Source organism: Skermanella aerolata KACC 11604 (assembly GCF_000936425.1).
Taxonomy (GTDB): Bacteria; Pseudomonadota; Alphaproteobacteria; order Azospirillales; family Azospirillaceae; genus Skermanella; species Skermanella aerolata.
On the sequence record NZ_AVFK01000003.1, the window covers coordinates 221,780 to 242,059 of the forward strand.

Annotated in this window: 16 protein-coding genes; 13 read left to right on the top strand and 3 right to left on the bottom strand. The window is 66.3% G+C overall.

Annotation, left to right across the window (positions count from 1 at the left end):
- The first annotated feature begins 50 nt into the window (after positions 1-50).
- The 6 genes from N826_RS06255 to N826_RS06280 all read left to right on the top strand — a co-directional run bounded on the left by N826_RS06255 (position 51) and on the right by N826_RS06280 (position 7,673).
- Positions 51-1,934 carry a sugar ABC transporter ATP-binding protein gene (locus tag N826_RS06255; RefSeq protein WP_044426724.1) on the top strand — a complete coding sequence of 628 codons (1,884 nt, stop codon included), beginning with the start codon at positions 51-53 and terminating at the stop codon, positions 1,932-1,934.
- A gap of 22 nt (positions 1,935-1,956) precedes the next feature.
- Positions 1,957-2,937, top strand: a complete 981-nt coding sequence (locus tag N826_RS06260) for an ABC transporter permease (RefSeq protein WP_052830873.1) — start codon at positions 1,957-1,959, stop codon at positions 2,935-2,937.
- Positions 2,938-2,961: 24 nt separating this feature from the next.
- Positions 2,962-4,899 carry a D-apionate lactonase family protein gene (locus tag N826_RS06265; RefSeq protein ID WP_052830874.1) on the top strand — a complete coding sequence of 646 codons (1,938 nt, stop codon included), beginning with the start codon at positions 2,962-2,964 and terminating at the stop codon, positions 4,897-4,899.
- 30 nt (positions 4,900-4,929) lie between these two features.
- Positions 4,930-5,403 carry an SRPBCC family protein gene (locus tag N826_RS06270; protein ID WP_044426727.1) on the top strand — a complete coding sequence of 158 codons (474 nt, stop codon included), beginning with the start codon at positions 4,930-4,932 and terminating at the stop codon, positions 5,401-5,403.
- A gap of 97 nt (positions 5,404-5,500) precedes the next feature.
- Entirely contained in the window at positions 5,501-6,511 is a 1,011-nt protein-coding gene (locus N826_RS06275) for an SDR family oxidoreductase (RefSeq protein ID WP_044426730.1), read from the top strand.
- 1 nt (position 6,512) lies between these two features.
- Entirely contained in the window at positions 6,513-7,673 is a 1,161-nt protein-coding gene (locus tag N826_RS06280) for an epoxide hydrolase family protein (protein ID WP_044426732.1), read from the top strand.
- Here N826_RS06280 and N826_RS06285 read toward each other — a convergent pair.
- The gene (locus tag N826_RS06285; RefSeq protein WP_211099221.1) at positions 7,651-9,960 is read right to left on the bottom strand and encodes a PIG-L family deacetylase; all 2,310 of its coding nucleotides are present in this window, start codon (positions 9,958-9,960) and stop codon (positions 7,651-7,653) included. The genes N826_RS06280 and N826_RS06285 overlap by 23 nt on opposite strands.
- Complete coding sequence (locus N826_RS06290) at positions 9,950-11,233, bottom strand: ROK family transcriptional regulator (protein ID WP_044426734.1); 1,284 nt, start codon at positions 11,231-11,233, stop codon at positions 9,950-9,952. Before N826_RS06290 ends, N826_RS06285 begins: the two co-directional genes overlap by 11 nt.
- Before the next feature lie 150 nt (positions 11,234-11,383).
- On the opposite strand from N826_RS06290, the gene N826_RS06295 reads away from it, so the two are divergent.
- Genes N826_RS06295 through nagB form a run of 7 tightly spaced genes read left to right on the top strand, consistent with a single transcriptional unit; the run spans position 11,384 to position 18,728 of the window.
- Positions 11,384-12,649, top strand: coding sequence for a sugar ABC transporter substrate-binding protein (locus tag N826_RS06295; RefSeq protein WP_211099222.1), 1,266 nt, complete (start codon positions 11,384-11,386; stop codon positions 12,647-12,649).
- 34 nt (positions 12,650-12,683) lie between these two features.
- Positions 12,684-13,610 carry a carbohydrate ABC transporter permease gene (locus tag N826_RS06300; protein WP_044426736.1) on the top strand — a complete coding sequence of 309 codons (927 nt, stop codon included), beginning with the start codon at positions 12,684-12,686 and terminating at the stop codon, positions 13,608-13,610.
- A 1-nt stretch (position 13,611) separates the two neighbouring features.
- A complete protein-coding gene (locus N826_RS06305; protein WP_044426738.1) occupies positions 13,612-14,457 on the top strand; it encodes a carbohydrate ABC transporter permease in 846 nt (281 codons plus the stop codon).
- Entirely contained in the window at positions 14,454-15,959 is a 1,506-nt protein-coding gene (gene argH / locus N826_RS06310) for an argininosuccinate lyase (protein WP_044426740.1), read from the top strand. The genes N826_RS06305 and argH overlap by 4 nt, the downstream gene beginning before the upstream one ends.
- Positions 15,959-17,065, top strand: a complete 1,107-nt coding sequence (locus tag N826_RS06315) for an ABC transporter ATP-binding protein (RefSeq protein ID WP_044426742.1) — start codon at positions 15,959-15,961, stop codon at positions 17,063-17,065. The genes argH and N826_RS06315 overlap by 1 nt, the downstream gene beginning before the upstream one ends.
- On the top strand, positions 17,062-17,982 hold the full coding sequence (locus tag N826_RS06320; RefSeq protein WP_052830875.1) for an ROK family protein: 921 nt from the start codon (positions 17,062-17,064) through the stop codon (positions 17,980-17,982). The genes N826_RS06315 and N826_RS06320 overlap by 4 nt, the downstream gene beginning before the upstream one ends.
- Positions 17,979-18,728, top strand: coding sequence for a glucosamine-6-phosphate deaminase (nagB, locus tag N826_RS06325; RefSeq protein WP_044426744.1), 750 nt, complete (start codon positions 17,979-17,981; stop codon positions 18,726-18,728). The genes N826_RS06320 and nagB overlap by 4 nt, the downstream gene beginning before the upstream one ends.
- Positions 18,729-18,732: 4 nt before the next feature.
- Here the strand turns inward: nagB and N826_RS06330 are convergent, their stop codons facing one another.
- On the bottom strand, positions 18,733-20,256 hold the full coding sequence (locus tag N826_RS06330) for an ABC transporter substrate-binding protein (RefSeq protein ID WP_084720531.1): 1,524 nt from the start codon (positions 20,254-20,256) through the stop codon (positions 18,733-18,735).
- Positions 20,257-20,280: the final 24 nt, after the last annotated feature.

A 20,280-nucleotide genomic window follows, 5' to 3' on the forward strand; every position in this document is an offset into this window, starting at 1 on the left:
GACGCCCCGGCCACCCCAATCCGGGGCGTCCTCTCTGGAGACGGAATTCCATGACCATCCGCGATCCGCTGCTGACCGCCACCGGCATCGCCAAGACCTTCGACCGCACGCGGGCGCTGGCCGGCGCGCATTTAGAATTGTTGCCGGGGGAGGTCCACGGCCTGCTCGGCGCCAACGGCGCCGGCAAATCGACGCTGTCCAAGGTGATCACCGGCCACGTCATCCCGGACGAGGGCCAGTTGGTCTATCGCGGCCAGCCGCTCCGGCTGCGCTCGACCCGCGACGCGCTCGACCACGGCATCGCCATCGTGATGCAGGAAACCAGCCTCGTCCCCGACCTGTCGGTGGCCGAGAACATCTTCCTGCCGGAACTCGGCCGCAAGGGTGCCGGCATCTCCTATGCCGGCCTCAACCGCAGGGGCGCCGAACTGCTGGCCACCCTCGGCCAGGAAGACGTCCTGCCGCTCGACATCAAGGTCCGGCATCTCTCCGCCGCCCAGCGCCAGCTTGTCGAGATCGCCAAGGCGCTCGGCGTCGGGGCCGAACTGATCATCTTCGACGAGCCGACCGCATCGCTCAGCCCGATCGAGGTCGACCGCCTGTTCGACATCATGACCCGTCTCCGAAGCGGTGGGACCGGCCTGATCTTCGTCTCCCACCGGCTGGAGGAAGTGTTCGAGATCACCGACCGCGTCACGATCATGCGGGAAGGCCGCACGGTGCTGGCCTCCCATCCGACCGGATCGCTGACTCAGGCGGAACTGATCCGCCACATGGTCGGCCGCGACCTCGGCGGCATCTATAACCGCGCGCCGACGACGGCGGGTAAACTAGCCGCCCCGGTCGCCCTGGAAGTAACCGGCCTGAAATCGCCGCCCCTGGTGCGCGACGTGTCCTTCGCGGTCCATGAAGGCGAAATCCTCGGCCTCGGCGGTCTGGTCGGCGCCGGGCGTTCGGAAACGGTGGAAGCGATCTTCGGCCTCCGCCCGCGCAGCGCCGGCACCATCACGGTCGGCGGCAAGATCGTCAACCCGAGGAAGCCGGCGCAGGCGGTGCGGGCCGGCATCGGCTTCGTCGCGGAGGACCGGCGCAGCCAGAACATCGTGCCCGACCTGTCGGTCAAGGAGAACCTGCTGCTGGCCCATCTCGGCGCGCATCGCGGCTTCGGCCTCGGCTACCGCAGCCGGGAGAAGGACATCGACCGCCTGCTGGCAAGCCTGGGCCTGCCGGCAGACCGGCTGCTCGACGCCAACATGCTGAACTTCTCCGGCGGGATGCAGCAGAAGATCATCATCGCCCGTTGGCTGCTGCTCAATCCCAAGGTGCTGATCCTGGACGAGCCGACCAAGGGCGTCGATATCGGGACGCGCCAGTCGATCTACCAGTTGCTGCGCGATGTTGCAGCCAAAGGCGTCGCGGTCGTTGTGGTGTCCTCCGACTTCGAGGAACTGATCGGACTGTCCGACCGCATCGTCGTCATCAGCGACGGCGCCAGCATCGCCGACTTGTCGGCGGACCTGCTGGACGAGGAAAAACTGACGCTGCTCGCGGCGCCTCGCACCTCGATGGCGCGCAATACGGAAATGCTGAGGAACCTCAGCACCGAGACCGGCGGGGCAGGGTTCTGGGCGCTGCTCGATCAAGACCGGATGATCTGCCTGAACCTCGTGGGCAATGCCGCCTCCGCCGATCCGGGGTTCGCCACCGGCGACGCCAAACCCTTCGCCGAGACCCGGATTCCAACCGCCCTGAAGAGTCGCGAACCGATCTTCGTCCCCGAGGCGGACGGCCAGCGCTCCACCATGCTGCTGCCGCTCCGCACCGCGCGCGGCCACGACATGGGCTGGGTCGGCCTGACACTGCCCGCAAACGCACGCACACCGTCACCCGAAACCATCCGTGGGCGCGTCGAAGCGCTCGCTGCCTCACTGTGACCTGCCCACTGGACCGGAGACCATGACGCTGATGACCCAGACCGCCGGAGAACGCACCGCCGGCGCCTTCCGCAAGCTGACCGGACGGCTTGAAATTCGCATGCTCGTGCTGGCTATCGTCCTGGCCTGCGTCCTGTCGCTGCTGTCACCCTATTTCCTGACGCGATCCAACATCTTCAACATCCTCGACCAGTCGGTGGTAGTCGGGATCGTCGCCGTCGGCATGACCTTCGTGATCCTGACCGGCGGCATCGACCTGTCGGTCGGCTCCATCGCCGGGCTGACCGGCATCATCCTGGGGCTGGCGGTGCAGAACTATCCGCTGCCGGTCGCGATCACGCTCGCCGTGGCGTCGGGGGCGGGGATCGGGCTGATCTCCGGCCTGCTGATCGCGTATTTCAGTCTGGCGCCCTTCGTGGTGACGCTGGGCATGATGGCGATCGGGCGCAGCCTCGCCTACATCCTGTCCGGCCAGACCGCCATTTCCAACATCCCGTCGGGCATGTCGGACCTCGTCTATACCGACATCCTGGGCTTGCCGGCCAACGTCCTGCTGCTCTGCGTCCTCTACCTCGCGGCCTGGGGCTACCTGACCTACACCAAGGGCGGCCGGACGATCTACGCGGTCGGCTCCAACAAGGAAGCGGCGCGCGCGGCGGGCCTGCCGGTCTTCTTCTACTCCGTGCTGCCCTATGTCGTGTCCGGGGCGCTCGCGGCGGTCGCCGTCACGATCTCGATCGCCCAGCTTCTCTCGGCCGACCCGCTGATGGGCAACGCGCTGGAACTGGACGCCATCGCCGCCGTCGTGATCGGCGGGGCCAGCCTGTTCGGCGGGCGCGGCTCGATCATCGGCACGCTGATCGGCGTGCTGATCATGGTCATGATCCGGAACGGCCTGAACCTGATCGGCGTGTCGCCCTTCTGGCAGGGCTCGGCGATCGGCTCGATCATCATCGCCGCCCTGCTGATCGAAAGCATCGTCAGCCGCCGGGTCGGCAGATAACAAGGATTCAGGGGAGGAAAAACCATGACCGCAGAACCGGTGGAAGCCATCAAGCTCTTCGGGACCGAAGAACCGTCCCCTCCCGCTCCGATCCTGCGGGCGGGCAGCCTGACGGCGGAGTTCGACGCCGGCAACCTCCGCCACATCCGCGTCGGCGGGGTGGAGGTTATCCGCGCAGTCTCCTTCATCGTCCGCGACCGCAACTGGGGCACCTACAACCCCGTCATCTCCGGCCTGACGACGGATGAAACCACCGACGGTTTCACGGTGCGCTACGAAGCGACCACCGGCGACGACAGCCAAAGCTTCCGCTACCGTGCCGTCATCGAAGGCAGTGCGGATGGCCATCTCACCTTCCGCTGCGAAGGCGAAGCCGTCACCGACTTCCTGACCAACCGCACCGGCTTCGTCGTCCTGCACTCGGCCGGCGTCGCCGGCCTGCCGGTCGAGATCGAGCATACCGGCGGCGAGAAGGTATCGGGCCAGTTCCCCGAACTGATCGACCCGGTCCAGCCCATGATGGACCTGCGGGCCCTGACCCACGAGGCCGCCCCCGGCCTCCGCGTCACCTGCCGGATGGAGGGCGACACCTTCGAGATGGAGGACCAGCGCAACTGGACCGACGCGTCCTACAAGACCTATGTCCGCCCGCTGGCTCTCCCCTGGCCGTATATGCTCGAAGCAGGCTCCAGGCTTGAGCAGGCGGTCACGCTGACCGTCACCGGCTCCGCCTCCGCCCAATCCGGGTCATCGGCTGGCGGCGTGACAGTGACGTTCGGTGACACGCATGGACCGGCGCCGCAACTGGGCCTCGGCTACGATCCCGACGAAGCGGAGGCCGCGAAAGCAGCGGCGGAGACGCTGGCCCAAGTCAAGCCGCACCACCTGATCTGCCACCACGACCCGCGCCGGGGCCACGACCGGAGCACGCTTGAAGCGGCAGCCACTCTCGCCCGGACGCTCGGTGCCGTGCCGTGGCTGGAAGCTGTCATCGTCGAAGTCGAGAACTTCGAGGCGGAAGTAGCAGCACTCGGCGACACCGCCGCAGAACTCGGCTCGCCGTTCGAAGTCGTGATGCTGTCTCCCGCATCCGACCTGAAATGCACGCTGCCCGGCAGCGTCTGGCCGCCGGCAGCGCCGGCAGACGCGCTGTTCCGAGCGGCGCGCAAAGCTTTCCCGGACGCCAGATTAGGCGGCGGCATGTTCAGCTACTTCACGGAGCTGAACCGCAAGCGCCCGCCGCTCCGCTACCTCGACCTCGTCGGCTTCACCACCTCGGCCTTGGTCCATGCCGGCGACGACATATCGGTGATGGAAGGGCTGGAATCCTTGCCCGCGATCACCGCCAGCGCCCGCGAGATTGCAGGCGGCCATCCGCTGGCGGTAGGGCCGAGCGCCATGGGCATGCGGATGAACCCCTACGGCGACGCGCCGATGGAGAACCCGCGCAACATCCGTCAAGCGATGAACCGCAACGACCCGCGCCAGCGCGGTCTGCTCGGCGCCGCCTGGACACTGGGCTACTACAGTCACATGGCACGCGGCGGCGCCTCGGCGGTAGCCTTCGGCGGGTTGACGGGACCGCACGGCATCGTCCACGCACGCCAAGGCTGGCCGCAGCCTTGGTACGACGACAACGGCGGCCTGTTCCCGGTCTTCCACGTCCTGCGCGGCCTTTCGGCCTTGTCAGGCCGGACCATGAAGGCGCTGGAGATCTCCGACCCCAGCGCCGTTCAGGGTATCGCGGTCGAAGCGGATGCCAGCACGGAACTGTGGCTGGCGAACCTGACAGGCCGGGAGCAGACCGTCTCCCTGCCGCGACCGGCTCTGCAAACCGCCGTGCTCGATGCGGCATCGTTCGGCCAGGCGAGCCGCACCGCCGATCTGCTCGACCGCATGACGTCCGAGGACTCATCCACATTGACGCTAGGCCCCTACTCGACCATCCATGTCCGTCTTTGAAGTGCCGATGAGCCGAGAAGGAGAGATCGAATGACAAGTGTACCCGAAACGGACCGCGAGCTTGTCCTGACGCGGGACATCGACGCGCCGCGCGAGAAGCTGTTCAGGGCATGGACCCAGCCCGAACTCCTGAAGCAATGGTTCGCCCCGCTGCCCTTCACGACGCCGCACGCGGAACTGGACGTCCGACCGGGCGGCTCCAGCGTGATCGTCATGCGGGGTCCCGACGGGACCGACTACCCGAACCGGGGCGTCTACCTGGAGGTCGTCGAGAACGAGCGTCTCGTCACCACCGATGCCTTCACCAGCGCATGGCAGCCTTCGGAAAAGCCGTTCATGACCCTGATCCTGACCTTCGAGGACATCGGCGGCGGCAGGACGCGCTATACCGCGCGCGTCCGTCACTGGACCGTCGAAGACAGGGAGATGCACGAGAAGATGGGTTTCCACGAAGGCTGGGGAACCTGCGCCGACCAGTTGGCGGCCCTGGTTGCAAGGCTCTGACGCCGTTTCGAAGGCGGAACTTCCGACGCCACATCGGGTTGCCCCCTGAACCGGAACGATCCGCTTCAGGATCAAGCTAGGAACGAGGTTCACAGCCATGGCATCGCGCCCCGTAGTTTGTGTGACCGGCGCCTCAGCCGGTGTCGGCCGCGCCATAGCGCTGGCCTTTGCCGCAAAATGGGGGGCTGCGGTCGCCCTGATCGCCCGCTCCGCCGATGCCCTCGACGAAGTCCGGCGCGAAGTGGATCGGCTCGGCGGCCATGGCCTCGCGCTGCCGCTCGACGTCGCGGACGATGCGGCCGTCACAGCAGCCGCCGATAGGATCGAACGCGAACTCGGCCCCATCGACGTCTGGGTCAACAACGCGATGGTCACCGTCTTCGGCCCCGCCGAAAGCCTCACGCCGGAGGAACTGCGGAGGGTTACCGACGTGACGTATCACGGCTCCGTCTTCGGCATCCAGGCGGCGCTCCGCCACATGAAGCCGCGCGACCATGGCACGATCATCCAGATTGGCTCGGCGCTGGCCTATCGCTCGATCCCGCTCCAGTCCGCCTATTGCGGGGCGAAGCATGCGATCATGGGTTTCCTGGACAGCGTGCGGTCCGAACTGATCCATGACCGCTCCAATGTTCGGCTGAGCATGGCTCAACTTCCGGCGGTCAACACGCCGCAGTTCGACTGGGCACGCAGCCACATGCCGTACCGCGCCCAGCCGATGGGCAAGATCTTCCAGCCGGAAGACATCGGCCGCGCCATCGTCCACATCGCGGAAAACCCGAAACGGGAATACTGGCTGGGCGGCCCGGCGATGGAGGCGATCCTCGGCAACTTCCTGGTTCCCCAGTTCGCCGACTATTACCTGGGCCGGACCGCCGTGGAAGGCCAGCAGACGCCGGAACGGGACGACCCGAACCGGCCCGACAACCTGTTCGAACCGGTCGAGGGCCGCCACAGGATGCGCGGCCGCTTCGGCCTGCCGCGCTACCATCTTCGCCTGACCTCCAGCGGCCCGACCGCGCGGCTCGCTACCGTCGCAGTCGGATCGGCGCTTGCCGTCGGACTTGGCATGCTGGCAGGAACCGCACTCGCTTCAAGGTCTCGCTGACATGAGCATCACGCCAAAGCCCTTCGCCCTTGCCGTCCCCGACCAGGAGATCGCCGACCTGCGCGACCGGCTCCGCCTGACCCGCTTTCCGGATCAGGCGCCCGGCGAGCCCTGGGCCTATGGGACCGATCTCGGCTGGATGCGGGACTTGGTCGCCTATTGGCGGGACGGCTTTGACTGGCGGGCGCAGGAGGCGCGGCTGAATGCGTTTCCGCAGTTCACGGCTCCCCTCAGCGGGATCGACGTCCACTTCCTCCACGTTCCCGGCAAAGGCGACAAGCCGCTTCCGCTGCTGCTGTCGCATGGCTGGCCGGGTTCGGTGTTCGAATTCCTGGACATCATCCCGCGCCTGACCGATCCGGCACGCTTCGGCGGCGATCCGGCCGATGCCTTCACAGTGGTAGCCCCGTCGCTTCCCGGGTTCGGCCTGTCGTTCAAGCCCGGTCAAGCCCGCTTCGGCGCCGAGGAAATCGCGGATTGCTTCGCCGAACTGATGACCGGCGTGCTCGGCTACGACCGCTTCGGCGCACAGGGCGGCGACTGGGGGTCGTTCATATCCTCCAGGCTGGCCTATGCGCACCCCGAACACGTCGCCGGTATTCATCTCAACCTGATGCCGTTGCCGCGCGATCCGGCGGCCTTCGCCGATCCCAACGCCGAGGAGAAGCGCTATTTCGAAGAGATGGCCGTCTTCATGAAGGAGGAGACCGGCTACCAGTCGATCCAGGGTACGCGCCCGCAGACGCTGGCCTATGGGCTGACCGACTCCCCGGCTGGCCTCGCTGCCTGGATAGCCGAGAAGTTCCGGATCTGGTCGGACTGCGGCGGCGACGTCGAGTCCGTCTTCACCAAGGACGAGCTGCTGGCCAATATCGGCCTGTATTGGTTCACCGGCGCCATCGGATCGTCGTTCTGGCCGTACTATTCGCGCATGCACCGGCCCTGGCCGATCCCGCCGGGCGGCACCGTGGACGTGCCGATGGGCTACTGCGAGTTCCCGCGCGAGATCCTCCGACCGCCGCGCTCCCTGGCGGAGCGCACCTACAAGGACATCCGGCGCTGGAGCGTGATGGACCATGGCGGCCATTTCGCCGCGATGGAGCATCCCGACGAACTCGCCCATGAGGTCCGGGAGTTCTTCAGGCCTTTGCGGGCTGGATGAGATTGGCGAGCAGACGGAAAGCCCCCGGTACCAGCCGGTCGAGCTGATGGTGGATCACCAGCCCGGTGTGGGTGTGCCGGCCCTTGCCGACCACCGCTGACACCAGCGCACCGTCGAGCGGGTCTTCCCCAGGGTCGGACATTGACAGCAGCGCTTGGTAAGCCGGATCGCGGTCCGCCGCGAAGTAGAGGCCGCGCTCCTTGTCCCAGCCAGCCCAGTCGGCAGCGCCGATCCAGTTGGGCGTGGTCAGCAGCGGATGGTCCGGGATCAGCACCGTGACCTCCGCCGCCGGGTCGGTGACGCGCCAGCGCAGCGAAGGCTTGCCGATTTTCAGCGGCAGGGGCGGAGTGGCGGCGTCGTCCCAGCCGTCGGTCGGGCGATGATAAAGGGTGACGAGATGCCCGCCGGCTTCTATCCAGCAATGGATGCGCCCCGTTGCCGCAGCAAGGTCCGGCCGATTGCCGAAGGCGAAGATGCCGACTACTATGGTGGTGAAACGCGAGAGGTCTGCCTGGGGCAACGTCTCCGCATCCAGTTCCTCGACATCCAAGCCCATCTGGGCAAGCCACAAGCCGACGCGGTCGCTACCGCCGCCGACGTAACCGATGCGCGTGTTCGATGGCAGGGCCAGGGAAACGGCGAGCACTTGGACAAGCGCAGGTTCGGCATGCAAGGTTTCGCCGATATGCGGGTAGCCGATAATAGTCTCGACGTAGGCGGGCTCGCCATCTACGGCGATACCGATGTCATGGACCCCGGCCGACAGGTCCGCTGGCGGCAGCAGGTTGAAGCGGCCTTCCCCGGCTTCCGCCGTCCATCCGGCGGGGAGTGTCGGCAAGGCTTCACCGCTCGCCGTGATGCGCAACGGAATGGCTTTGCGCGGAAGCGTCAGGTTGAGGATGGCGGCGTCTGGTTCTAGCAAAACCGTCGCTTTCGGAGCGATGGTCAGCGGCTCCTCCAGATCGACCGCCAGCGAGATTTTCCGGCCCGCAATTTCTGCCGTAGCCTCGATCCACAAGAGTCCGTTGCCGCCCAGCGCGTCGAAGTGCTCGGCAAACGGGATGCCCACGGGAGCCTGAGCGTCCACGGTAAGGTTCCAGCAGCCGTCGCCGTCCGGCACGGTGGAAATTCCGGTTCCGGCAACCGGCTTAACGGAAACGGTGGGGTCGTTGACTGCGATGTGCAGCTTCCCGGTAGCGCCGGGAGCCAGCATCGCAGGCTCGGCCCATGCGCGGATGATCAGACCGGAGGAAATGGCAATGACGGCATCCAGCTCGCGAAGCTTGCGCTCCAGCCGATGCGCGGTTTGCCCGCGCAGTTCTGGCTGACAAGTCAGCAGCGCGGCTTCCACATGACCGGCGGCTTCGATTGCGGAAGAACGGATCGCGGCCACGTCGGGGAAAGCGGCACGGCAGCGATTTACTGCTTCCTGCGCCGCTTCCAGACCCACAAGCGCGCTCAGATCAGCCGGCAGTCCGTCGCGGATGTCGGTCATTTCAGGCATCCCGCCGATACGGCAGTGCAGGGGCCAAGCCGTCTCGGGCCGGTCCAGGCAGACGCCCATGCCCTGGGAGCGATGACAGGCGCGCGACCACTCGCCGATCTGGTCGAACGCCGCTCCCGTGACGGTATCGACTCCCGGCGCTCTGACCACCACGCTGGCGGACGGTGGCGGAGCCTCGTCGTCATAGGCGTAGCTGGCGCCCGACCATGCCGGGACATAGAGCCGGGCGACCTGCCACGGCTCCAATCCCTCCGTTCGGTACGTGGGATCGGCGGCAAGGGCGACGGCGGTTTCCGCCGCCCGCGTCATCGCCCGGTGATGGCCGTGCTGGCCGGGTACGTCCAGGAACGTCGTGATCACGATATCCGGGCGCTCACGGCGATAGGCCCGGACCAGACGGTCGACGATCCGGTCGTCGCCCCAACGCGCCAGGGTGTCCTCCGCGTTCTTGGAGAAGCCGAAATCATGGACGGGATCGCCCGGTCCCATGCCGAGCCAAGCGATACCGGCATCCAGCACCCGTGCCGCCGCTTCCATCTCCCGCGTTCGGAGCACGGCCAGGGCGGCGCCGCGTTCGGGTCCCAAGCCGTTTTGTCCGCCCTCGCCGCGCGTCGAGCAGGCGACCACGACCCGCATGCCGTAGCCGAAGCGCAGTGCCGCGAGAAGGCCGCTGGCCTCGTCGTCGGGATGGGCGCCGGTATTCATCACGGTCAGGACGGAGCCCAGCCGCTCCAGTGCCCGGTGCAGATTCTCAAGATCAGCCGGTGCCAGATCAGTCGGCAAGCGTGTCTTCCTTCTCCGCGATTGCAGGCGGAACTTCGGTTTCGGATAACCGCGCGCGGTCCAGGCGCGGCGCAAGGGTTTCCAGCAGGGGCAGGGCGGCGGCACCCAGGGCTGCCGTCAACCGCCCCGTCGCTCCGGCCAGGACGCGCGGCAGGCTGCGCTGGCGGCGGCTGGCGACGGAGATCGGCAACGGGTGCATCGCCTCGATCAGTGCGTCGAGCAGCGCCACCGGCAGGGAGCCGCCGAGGATGATGCTTTCCGGGTCGAACAGGTTCTCCAGCATCGCGATCATCGGCGCCAGCTTCGCGGCGGCGTCGCGAGTCCAGGCCGTCAGTTCCGGATGGCCGGACCTGACCAGTGCGTCCAGGTCGGCGCGCCGGCCGGCATCGAGGCCGGACGCCGCCAGCCTTTCGTCAAGCGCATGGAGGGAGGCGTAGCGCTCCAGGCAGCCCCGGTTGCCGCAGGGGCACGGCAGGCCGTCGGGAACGACCATGACATGGCCGACCTCCCCGGCATTGCCGAAGGCTCCTCGAAACGGCCGGCCCTCGCTGACGATGCCGAGGCCGAGGCCGACGCCGAAATAAACCAGGCAGAAGTCGCGCAGCGACTTGCCGGCGCCATGCAGCCGCTCGCCCACGGCGGCGGCGGTCGCGTCGTTCTCGACCACGACCGGCAAGCCGGTCGCGGCGGTCAGCACGGTAGCCGCGTCGATGCCGCTCCAGCCGGGCAGGGTGGTCGGGCCGACCGATGACAGGCCTTCGATCTCGAACGGACCCGGCATGACCACGCCGACGCCGAGCACCGGGGCGACGCCGCCGTCCGGCATCTCCCGGATGCGCGCGACCTCCGCCGCGACCAGGGGAACGAGGCTGTCGGGCGCGGTGTCGGTCAGCTTGATCCGGCGCTGCGCCCGCAACTGGCCGGCCAGATCGACCAGCACCGTGACGAGGCCGTCGGCGGCCAGTTCGACCCCGACGGTGGCGCCGCCGTCCGGATTGACGGCGAACTGGACCGGCGGCTGTCCGCGTCCGGCCCGCCGTCGGCCCTGGCGGATCAGCAGCCCATCGGCCGCCAATTCGTCGACGATGTTGGATACGGCCTGGGCGGTCAGATGGGCCATGCGCGCGATCTCGGCCCTGCCGATGGGTCCATGCAACCAGACCGTCTCCAGCACGACACGTCGGTTGTGGGTCCGGTTGCGTTCTGGGTTGCTCCCGATCGCGGCGTTGCCGGTCGCCTGGGAAGAGGCCGAGCGCACCTTTGGAATCCGCATTGTCCCTCGGAAAGCTTGATCGACAGGGCTGCTCAACAGTCTCACCCTCCCTATAATAACTCAAGTGAATTTAGTTATTGACGGAACGGGCGGTCCAACGCAGGCTTGCATACGTGGATCTGCCTATAACGACCCACCAACAGGGAGACAATGAGCATGCGCCGTCTGCGCGACATCATCGGCGGTTCGCTGATCGCTTTGGGAATTGCAGTCTCCGGCGCGGGCAGCGCCCAGGCCGTCGAGATCGAGTACTGGCAGTACGTCTTCGACACCCGCGTCAAGGCGATGAACCGCCTGATCGAGGAGTTCCAGGCGGCCAATCCGGGCATCACCGTCAAGCACACGACCTTCCCATATGCCGACTACCAGACCAAGGTGATCGCATCGGCTTCCGCCGGGATCGGGCCTGATGTCGTGCAGCTTTTCTACGGCTGGCTCGACCTGTTCGTGAACGCCAAGCTGGTGCAGCCGCTGCCCAAGGACACCTTCCCGACGGAAGCGATCGAGAAGGACTTCTTCCCGATCGTCCAGGCGATGAAGCGCAATGGCGAATACTATGCCCTGCCGACCGCCGTCCGCTCGCTGGCGCTGTTCTACAACAAGAAGCTGTTCCAGGAAGCGGGCCTCGACCCGGCCAAGCCGCCGCAGACGCTCACCGAGTTGCTCGATGCCGCGAAGAAGACGGTGAAGATGGAAAGCGGCAACATGGTTTCCGCCGGCATCACGATGGACATGGCGGGCCAGGACCATCAGTGGTGGCGCGAGGTGCTGGTGCGTCAGTACGGCGGCGTGCCCTACAGCGACGACTACCGCAAGGTCACCTACAACGACAAGGCCGGCGCCGACGCGCTGAAGTTCTACACCGACCTGCAAACCAGCGAAAAGGTCGGGCAGATGGGCTTCATGGACGAAGGGCAGGCGGCGTTCCGCGCCGGCCGGGCCGCCATGACCATCGACGGCACCTTCCGCATCGGCTCGTTCAAGACCATCAAGGACTTCGAATGGGGCGTCGCCGAACTGCCGGCCAACGCCGAAGGCATGCGTTCCAACTATGCCAGCTACTGGACTAACGCCATCACGGCCAAGGCCAAGGGCGAGAAGCTGGAAGCGGCCAAGAAGTTCCTGGCCTTCGTCAGCTCCCCCAAGGCGATGGAACTATGGCTCGACGCGGTCGGCGAGTTGCCGGCCCGGCGCGAGGTGGCTCAGAAGCCGCAATACATGAATGACCCGGTCTACGGCCCGTTCCTCAAGGCGCTCGACTATTCCAAGGTCACGCTGTTCGTGGACGAGCAGGCCCAGCGCCAGATCACCATGGACATGACCAACCGCGTCCTGATCCAGGGCCAGGAGCCGCAGGCAGCGGTCGATCAGGCCGCCAAGGAAGAACAGGCGCTGATCGACCGGGTAGCGAAGTAAGGCCGGGTAACGAAGTAAGAAAGGACCGCGAGCCATGGACGAGACGATCGGGGCGGAACCGCGCCGGCGCGGCCTGTGGGGCCGGCTGACGCTCCGCCAGAAACAGGTGATCTGGGCGTGGGGGTTCCTGGCAATCCCGATCGTCTTCTACAGCGTGGTCCGGTTCTGGCCTACCATCGACGCCTTCTACCTGTCCTTCACCAAGTGGAACCTGCTGCAACCGCCCGATTTCATCGGCTTGGACAACTACCGGCGGATGTTCGCGGACCCGCAGTTCTGGCAGGTCTTCCGCAATACCTTCCTCTACCTGATCATCGGCACGCCGGTCAGCCTGCTGCTGTCGTTCACGATCGCCTATCACCTGGATCGCGTGCGGTTCATGCACGGCTTGATCCGGGCGCTCTACTTCCTGCCCTATCTGACGACGGCCGCCGTGATGGCCTGGGTGTGGCGCTGGTTCTACCAGCCGGCTCCGGTCGGGCTGATCAACGACATGCTGTCCATGGTGGGCCTGCCGCAGCAGCCCTTCCTGCGCTCCACCGTCCAGGCGCTGCCGGCCGTGCTCGCTCCCGCCGTCTGGGCGGGATTGGGCTTCCAGATCGTCATCTTCATGGCGGGGCTGCGGGCGATCCCGACCAGCTATTACGAGGCGGCGCGGATCGACGGCGTTTCCAACTGGACGATCCTGACCCGCATTACCCTGCCGCTGCTGAAGCCGACCTTCGTCTTCCTGGTCGTCTTCGCCTCCATCGCCTTCCTGCGGATCTTCGATCAGGTCTACAACATGACCACGAACGATCCCGGCGGGCCGCTCAACTCGACCAAGCCGCTGGTGCTGATGATCTACCAGAGCGCCTTCAACTCCTTCGACATGGGATACGCGGCGGCCCAGACCGTCGTCCTGTTCCTGGTGCTGCTGGTGATCTCGCTGGTCCAGCTTACCGTGCTGAGGGACCGCTGACATGGCCGCCAGTTTCAAGGATGCCCGGTTCAACGATGTCCGCCCCGGCAAGGTGATCGCCTGGACGCTGCTGTTCCTGGGCGGCGTCGTGATGGTGACGCCGCTGCTGTTCATGCTCTCGACCTCGCTGAAGCCAGCATCCGACGTCTACGACTTGCGCCTGATCCCGGCCCGTCCGACGCTGGAAAACTATCTGGCGGTGTTCGAGGACGGACGCTTCCCCGGCTGGATCCTGAACTCGCTGTTCATCGCGACCGTGGTGACGCTGTCCAACGTGTTCTTCGACAGTCTGGTCGGCTACACGCTGGCCAAGTTCAAGTTCCGGGGCCGCTATCTGGTCTTCATCGCGATCCTGTCCACGCTGATGATCCCGACCGAGATGCTGGTGATCCCCTGGTACATCATGGCCCGCGACTTCGGCTGGCTGGACAGCTACTGGGGCATCATGTTCCCCGGCATGATGACGGCCTTCGGCACTTTTCTGATGAAGCAGTTCTTCGAGACGGTGCCCGACGACTTCCTGGAGGCGGCGCGGATCGACGGATTGAACGAGTTCCAGATCTGGTGGCGGATCGCGATGCCGCTGGTGACGCCGGCCCTGTCGGCACTTGCGATCTTCACGTTCCTGGGCAACTGGACGGCGTTCATCTGGCCGCTGATCGTCACGACCAGCGCCGAGCTTTACACGCTGCCGGTCGGGCTCTCCAGCTTCTCGGTCGAACAGGCTATCCGCTGGGAACTGATTATGACCGGCGCCAGCATTGCCACCCTTCCTACTCTAGTAATCTTCATAGTACTGCAACGCTTCATTGTGCGCGGCGTTGTCAAGGCAGGGCTTAAGGGATGACCGAAGTGACTTCAGACGGTTCAGTTTTCCCCGATCCGACCTATAAAGAAACCGTGCTGCGGCCCTTGTTCGACGGCGCCAAGACCCATCACGTCGATGGCTTCCGCCGGATCGACCGTGCCCATCTGGTCATGCTGGTGGAGACCGGAATCCTGCCGCGCGACGATGCCGCCCGGATCGCCCAGGCACTGGAAGCGATCGACCGCGAGATCGATCCGGCCCAGCTCACCTATACCGGCGAGGTCGAGGACTTCTTCTTCCTGATCGAGGCGGAGCTGAAGCGGCGGCTGGGTCCCGATCTGGCGGGCAAGCTGCACACCGCCCGGTCGCGCAACGACATCGACCACACGCTGTTCAAGCTGGCCCTGAAGCAGCGGACCGACGTGCTGCTGAGCCGTGCACGGAAGCTGGCGGCGACCCTGCTCGACGTGGCGGAGCGCGAAAAATCGACGCTGATCGTTGCCTATACCCATGGCCAGCCGGCCCAGCCGACGACCTTCGGCCACTACCTCTGCGCGGTGGCCGAAGTGCTGCTGCGCGATATCGAGCGGATCGCGGCGGCGCGCACCTTGATCGACAAGTCGCCGATGGGGGCCGCCGCGATCACGACATCGGGCTTCCCGATCGACCGGGCACGGGTCGCGGCGCTGCTGGGGTTCGCCGGTCCCTTGCGCAATTCCTACGGCTGCATCGCCTCGGTCGATTACATCACCGGCCTCTATGGCGCCATGGAGCTGATGTTCCTGCATCTCGGGCGGCCGATCCAGGACTTCCAGGTCTGGTCGAGCTTCGAGGTCGGCCAGCTCTATGTGCCCAACGCCTTCGTGCAGATATCCTCGATCATGCCGCAGAAACGCAACCCCGTTCCCATAGAACATCTTCGCCATCTGGCTTCGCAGACCGTGGGCCGTGCGAGAACCATGCTGGACGTAATGCACAACACTCCCTTTACCGACATGAACGACAGCGAAGGCGAAACCCAGCAGATCGGCTACGAAGCCTTCAATTCTGCCCTGCGCGTGATCGATCTGCTAACCTCTCTGGTCGGAGGCATCCGGATCGATGCCGCCAATGTGGCGCGAAATACGCGGCGAAGCTGCATCACGATCACCGAACTGGCCGACAGCCTCGTCCGGCGCGAAGGACTGTCGTTCCGCCAGGCGCACGAGATCGCGGCTGAAGTGGCGAAGCGCGTGGTAGCAGTCCAGGGCGACCTTGGCACCGACGGCTACGGTCCCTTCGTCGAGGCGTTCCAGAGGTCGGTCGGCCGCAGCCCGGCGGTCGACGCCGCGACCTTCGCCAAGCTGGTGTCTCCCGAGCATTTCGTCGCCGTCCGCAACCGGTTCGGCGGACCCGCGCCGGCGTCGATGGATGCCGCGATATCCGATTATCGCGGACAGCTCGATGCGTTCGATGCCGAAGCCTACCGGATCGCGGCGCGCGAAGTCGCCGCCGCCGCCGAACTCGACCGGTCGTTCCGGTCCCTGATGGGAGACGCGTGATGGCGACGATCGAGCTTCAGAACATCGTCAAGCGCTACGGCAAGGCGGCGACCACGGTCCAGGGCATCGACCTGTCGGTGGCGGACGGCGAGTTCGTCGTGCTGGTCGGCCCGAGCGGCTGCGGCAAATCGACGACGCTCCGGATGATCGCCGGGCTGGAGGACATCACCTCCGGCACGCTCAGGATCGGCGGCCGGATCGTCAACGAGTTGGAACCGAAGGAACGGAACATCGCCATGGTGTTCCAGAACTACGCGATCTACCCGCATATGAATGTCGGGCAGAATATCGGCTTCGGCCTCCATGCCTCCGGCCTTGACAAGGAGGCCAAGCAGAAGCGCATCCGCGAGACGGCTGCCCTCCTGGGCTTGGAGCCGCTGCTGGACCGCCGCCCGGCCCAGCTTTCCGGCGGTCAGCGCCAGCGCGTCGCGATCGGCCGCGCGATGGTCCGCGACCCGGCGGCCTTCCTGTTCGACGAGCCACTGTCCAACCTGGACGCCCAGTTGCGCGCCCAGATGCGGCTGGAGATCAAACGGCTGCACCAGCGGCTGGGGACGACAACGGTGTTCGTGACCCACGATCAGATCGAAGCCATGACCATGGCCGACCGCATCGTCGTCATGCGCGACGGCCGCATCCTCCAGGTCGGCACGCCGCTCGACCTCTACGAGCGTCCGGTGGATATCTTCACCGCCCGCTTCATCGGTAGCCCGACGATCAACCTGCTGCCGGGCCGGCTGTCGCACCATGGCGACGGACTGGCGGTCGAGCTGGACGGCGGCGGGCCGCGCGTGCCGGTCCTGCAAGCGGTCCAGGGAACGGCCAAGGACGCTCCCGTCATGGTCGGCTGGCGGCCCCACGACCTTGTCGTGGACGATGGGGCGGCAGCGGCGGCGGAAGCCGTCCGGCTTACCGGAGAGGTCTCCGTGGTCGAGCCGCTCGGTTCGGAAACGCTTGTCCATATCGATGCCGGCGGCAGCCAGATCGTCGCCAGCACCGGCGGCAAGGCGATCCCCAAAGTAGGGGAGAGGATCTCCGTGCGGGCGCCGCTGCAAAGCCTCTACCTGTTCGACACCGCCACCGAACGGGCGCTGGTCTCGCGATGACGGGTCCCAAGGCCGAAGCCGTCTTCGGCATCGATCTCGGCGGTACCAAGCTCCATACCGCGCTGGCTGACCGCGACGGCGCCATCCTGGCGGAAAGGGTCGAGCCGACCGACCGCAGGGGCGGGCTGGACGTCATAGCCCAGATCGATGCGGCGCTGAAGCATCTGGCGGAAGAGGCCGGCATCGCCCCTCAGTCCGTCCGCCTTGGCGTCATGGGCTGCCCCGGTGTGCTGCAACCGCAGACCGGCAGCGTCGCGGTCGCGCCGAACATCCCCGGCTTCGACCGGATGGACGTGCTGCGCGAGCTTGAAGCCTGCCTGCGCCTGCCGATGACCGTCGAGAACGACGTCAACCTCGCGGCGGAGGGAGAGCTTTGGCGGGGCCGCCGATCCGCTAACTTCGTTTTCGTGGCGCATGGTACCGGCATCGGCATGGGCATCGTCGCCAACGGCGCTCTCGTGCGGGGCCACAAGGGGGCGGCAGGCGAGATCGCCTATCTGCCGCTGGGCGGCGATCCCTTTGATCCGAAGGGATTCCGTCTCGGCACCCTGGAAACCGCGATCGGCAGCGCCGCCATCGTGCATCGCTTCACCGCGCATGGCGGCAGGGCCGACGCAACCGTGCGCAACATCTTTGATGCCCTGCGCGACGGCGATGCTGCCGCCGATCTCGCCTTGGACGAGACGGCCGCCATCCTTGCCCAAGCCGTTGCGGCGGTCGCATCGGTGCTCGATCCCGAAGTCGTCATAACCGGCGGCAGCATCGGGGCGCGGCGCGAACTGATCGCGCGGGTGCGCGTGCATCTGGCGCGCTGCATGCCGATGCCGCCGCCGGTCGAGATCAGCGCGCTCGGCGACCGCGCCGCCGTCGTCGGTGCGCTGGGCGTGGCGTTGCGCCGGCTCGGAGAACAGGCATGAGCCCCGGTCCCCGGCTCGTCGTCCTCGACGAAGCCGATGCCGTAGCGGACCATGCGGCGGCGCATATCGTGGGCAAGCTGGCGCCCAAGCCGGACCTCGTCCTGGGCCTGCCGACGGGTGAGACGCCACGCGGCATCTATGCTCGGCTGGCGGGAGCATACCGCACGGGCGAGGTTTCGTTCGCGCGGGCGTCCAGCTTCAACCTGGATGAATACCAGGGTCTGCCGCCCGACCATCCGGCGTCCTACCACGCCTATATGCGCGAGATGCTGTTCCGGTACGTCGATATCGACCCGGCGCGGACCCATCTCCCCGACGGGCTGGCCAGCGACGCGACGGCGGAAGGGCGGCGCTACGAGAAAGCCATCGCGGAGGCCGGCGGCATAGGCCTGATGGTGCTGGGGATCGGCGGCAACGGCCATATCGGCTTCAACGAGCCGGGCTCGCCGTTCGACTCCCGCACCCGCGCCGTCCGGCTGACGGAAGCGACGCGAGAAGCGAACAGGCGCAGTTTTCCGGAGGGCGAGACGGTACCGGAGTTTGCGATCACCATGGGCATCGCCACCATCCTCGAGGCCCGCGAGATCCTGCTGGTCGCGACCGGTCCCATCAAGGCGGAAGCGCTGGCCGCCGCCTTGACCGGGCCGGAAACACTGCGATGCCCCGCCTCCGTCCTCCGCCGCCATCCCGCCGTGACGATCGTCTGCGACACGGCGGCGGCGGCCGGAATCAGGCTCCGGGCCTGACGGGTCAGTCCGTCAGGTTGATTTCCGACAGCCTGATCTCGCTGTTGGTCTTCAAGGTCGGGCGCCAGCCTTCGACGCGCTTGCCGACGCGGGTGTAGCCGATCATGTGATACATCGGCACATCCGCGATGACGTCGTCGTGGACCTTGGCGAAGACTGTTTGAAACAGCTTGGCCCGTTCGTCGCCGGTGGCGCTCATCGCCTGCCTCATGACCTTGTCGACCTCGGCGTCGGCGATGGTCGAGTACTGGCCGTTGCTGGAGTACATCACCGGTGCCGTAAATCCGGCATCGCCGGTGTTGTTGTCGTGCTGCTGCTGGAACAGCGTCGGCCCGCGCTCCGCCGGGAACGGCTTGTCCAGGTAGCGCACCCAGTCGGCGGCTTCCAGTTGGACCATGGTCATGTTGAAGCCGGCTTCCTCCCACATGCCCATCATCGCTTCCAGCGATTCGGCGGAGTTGGGGAAGAAACCGTTGCGGGCGATCAGCTTGATCTCCTTGTCAACCGGCACCCCGTCCTTGCGGGCATCGGCAAGAAGCTGCTTGGCGCGCTGCGGGTCGTAGGTCCAGGGCTTGATGTCGGGGTTGTGCCCGCGCACGCCGGGAGCGACCATCTGCGACGCCCGGATCACGTCGTCGCCGAACAGGGCGCTGCCAAGAGCGTCCCAGTCGATCGCGCGGTTGAGCGCTTCGCGGACCCGTTTGTCGTCCAGCGGCGGCATCTGCGCATCGATCCGCATCCGGGTCGTCTCGGAGTTGAGGTAGGCGAAATCGGTGGCGGGGTTGGTCGCATCCTGAACGGCAATGGTCGGCGTCAGGTCGGCCTCCCCGGTCGAAACCATGGCGGCGCGGATCGCGGATTCCGGCCGCCAGACGAAGGTCGTCTTCTTCACCTCGGCCGGCTTGCCCCAGTAGCCGTCGAACCACGTAAGGACCACCCGTTCCGGCGAGGCGCTGCCGAGCTTATAGGGGCCGGTGCCGACGGGCGTATTGGTCTCCTTGTCCAGCGGCAGCTTGGGCGAGACGATCTGGACGGTGCCCATCAAGGTCGGCAGGATCGGGATCGGGATGTCGGACTTGATCTCGACCGTGTGTGCATCGACGGTTTTCGGCGTCAGCTTGATGTCGCCGAACTTGGATCGGCTGTCGCAGGTCATGTTCCTGTTCATCAGCCGGTTGACCGTGTGGACCACGGCGTCGGCGTTGAAGTCTGAGCCGTCCTGGAACTTGACGCCGTCGCGCAGCTTGAACCGCCATGTCAGGTCGTCCACCTGCTCCCAGCTCGTCGCCAGATAGGGTGTTACGGTGCCTTCCTCCGCCTGGATGTCGGTCAGCGTCTCGGTGATGTTCATGTTGATGATGCGGCCGATGTCGTTGCGGATCGACCGGCAGGGCTCAAGGTTCGCCGGCTGCTCCGGCAGGACGACGGTAATCTCGCCCTTGTTGGCGGCAAGCGCCGTGCCGGAGACGGTCGCCATAAGTGACAGCGCTACCAATCCGGTGATGCCGGTAAGTGCCTTGTTGGTCATTTTTCCTCCCTTTCTTTTTTGCCG

Bases quoted from the DNA above. Each gene is read 5' to 3' on its own strand.
- N826_RS06305 (WP_044426738.1), top strand. From the start codon at position 13,612: ATGGCCGCCAGTTTCAAGGATGCCCGGTTCAACGATGTCCGCCCCGGC.
- N826_RS06320 (WP_052830875.1), top strand. From the start codon at position 17,062: ATGACGGGTCCCAAGGCCGAAGCCGTCTTCGGCATCGATCTCGGCGGT.
- N826_RS06290 (WP_044426734.1), bottom strand. From the start codon at position 11,233: ATGCGGATTCCAAAGGTGCGCTCGGCCTCTTCCCAGGCGACCGGCAAC.
- N826_RS06280 (WP_044426732.1), top strand. From the start codon at position 6,513: ATGAGCATCACGCCAAAGCCCTTCGCCCTTGCCGTCCCCGACCAGGAG.
- N826_RS06260 (WP_052830873.1), top strand. From the start codon at position 1,957: ATGACGCTGATGACCCAGACCGCCGGAGAACGCACCGCCGGCGCCTTC.
- N826_RS06300 (WP_044426736.1), top strand. From the start codon at position 12,684: ATGGACGAGACGATCGGGGCGGAACCGCGCCGGCGCGGCCTGTGGGGC.
- argH (WP_044426740.1), top strand. From the start codon at position 14,454: ATGACCGAAGTGACTTCAGACGGTTCAGTTTTCCCCGATCCGACCTAT.
- N826_RS06255 (WP_044426724.1), top strand. From the start codon at position 51: ATGACCATCCGCGATCCGCTGCTGACCGCCACCGGCATCGCCAAGACC.
- N826_RS06275 (WP_044426730.1), top strand. From the start codon at position 5,501: ATGGCATCGCGCCCCGTAGTTTGTGTGACCGGCGCCTCAGCCGGTGTC.
- N826_RS06295 (WP_211099222.1), top strand. From the start codon at position 11,384: ATGAGCATGCGCCGTCTGCGCGACATCATCGGCGGTTCGCTGATCGCT.
- N826_RS06270 (WP_044426727.1), top strand. From the start codon at position 4,930: ATGACAAGTGTACCCGAAACGGACCGCGAGCTTGTCCTGACGCGGGAC.
- N826_RS06330 (WP_084720531.1), bottom strand. From the start codon at position 20,256: ATGACCAACAAGGCACTTACCGGCATCACCGGATTGGTAGCGCTGTCA.
- nagB (WP_044426744.1), top strand. From the start codon at position 17,979: ATGAGCCCCGGTCCCCGGCTCGTCGTCCTCGACGAAGCCGATGCCGTA.
- N826_RS06315 (WP_044426742.1), top strand. From the start codon at position 15,959: ATGGCGACGATCGAGCTTCAGAACATCGTCAAGCGCTACGGCAAGGCG.
- N826_RS06265 (WP_052830874.1), top strand. From the start codon at position 2,962: ATGACCGCAGAACCGGTGGAAGCCATCAAGCTCTTCGGGACCGAAGAA.